The organism is Vibrio sp. 1731 (genome assembly GCF_033339955.1).
GTDB classification, from domain to species: Bacteria; Pseudomonadota; Gammaproteobacteria; order Enterobacterales; family Vibrionaceae; genus Vibrio; species Vibrio alginolyticus.
In genome coordinates this window covers 1-1,159 of record NZ_JAWOVO010000124.1, presented here as the reverse complement: position 1 = coordinate 1,159, position 1,159 = coordinate 1, and the positions used below count along the sequence as shown (strand labels likewise).

1 protein-coding gene is annotated in these 1,159 nt (G+C 45.0%); it reads right to left on the bottom strand.

Translation table 11 applies throughout. The annotated features are described in order from the left end of the window. Positions 1–42: 42 nt before the first annotated feature. The gene (locus R7035_RS25620; protein ID WP_065770102.1) at positions 43–897 is read right to left on the bottom strand and encodes an ABC transporter ATP-binding protein; all 855 of its coding nucleotides are present in this window, start codon (positions 895–897) and stop codon (positions 43–45) included. Between the last annotated feature and the right edge of the window lie 262 nt (positions 898–1,159).

Sequence of the window (1,159 nt, the reverse complement as noted above, 5' to 3'; positions counted from 1 at the left end):
TGAACTCTTTGATCACGTTTTTCATTTGAATGATCGGTTGACTCATACTGGTGCTCCTTGTTGCTCTGGCTGCTTGTGAACATCGTGAATATTGGGGAACGAGGCCCACAATTTTTGCGTGTAAGGGTGTTGTGGGTGATTGCGGATCTCGTAAGCGTGATTGACTTCTACGATCTCACCATGGCGCATGATGGCGATGCGGTCGCACAGTTGGCTCATCAAAGCTAAATCGTGGGTGATGAAAAGAACTGAGAAACCAAATTCTTCTCTCAGCTGATAAATTTGTTGCAGGATCTCTCGCTGCACCACCACATCAAGCGCTGTCGTTGGTTCATCCATAATGATGAGCTTAGGGTTTAAAGACAGCGCGATGGCAATAACCAGCCTTTGGCGCATTCCCCCAGAGAACTGGTGCGGATATTCACCCAGTCGATCTCGAGGGATGTTCACCAAATCGAGCAGTTTTTCGGCGCGATCTTTGGCTTGCTCGTTGCTGAGTCCTTGATGATGACGTAGGACGTCTGCAAACTGCTCTTGAATGGTCAGTACCGGATTAAGCGAGTTCATGGCACTTTGGAATACCATGGCGATTTCGCTCCAACGCAGCGCGCTTAGCTCCTTATCGGACAAACGTAAGATGTCCTTACCTTGGAACAGAATTTGTCCACCAGAGATAAACGCGGGCGGCTTGTGCAGACGATTGATCGAAAAAGCGATGGTACTCTTCCCGCATCCAGATTCCCCAGCAAGGCCGAATACTTCGCCTTTTCCAATATCAAAGCTGACCGATTTCACCGCATTAAAGTCACCATTGTCGGTGATGTAGTCCACGCACAAATCTCGGATCTGGATGACCGGATCGCTGTGAAAGGCGTGACTTAAATTAATCTCACTCATTAAAAATACTCAACCAATACAAAAGATAATTATTATCATTATCGTATGTGCAAATGAGAAGAAAGCGTAATCGACCGAATAGGTGAAGTGACTCGAAACTTGAATGAAAGAAAAAGTCGAATTTTGGTTACGAGAGTGTGATAAAAAAAGGCAAAAGTGAGAACTGGATCAGCACACTTTTCTTAGGGGGAATTTTTCAAATTTAATCGTAAATTTGGCCTTTGGCAAAAGGTAAGTGATGAATCTATTAACGAGTTGATGA

What these genes read in the sequence shown, in the direction of transcription:
- R7035_RS25620 (WP_065770102.1), bottom strand. Translation starts at nt 897, where the DNA reads ATGAGTGAGATTAATTTAAGTCACGCCTTTCACAGCGATCCGGTCATC.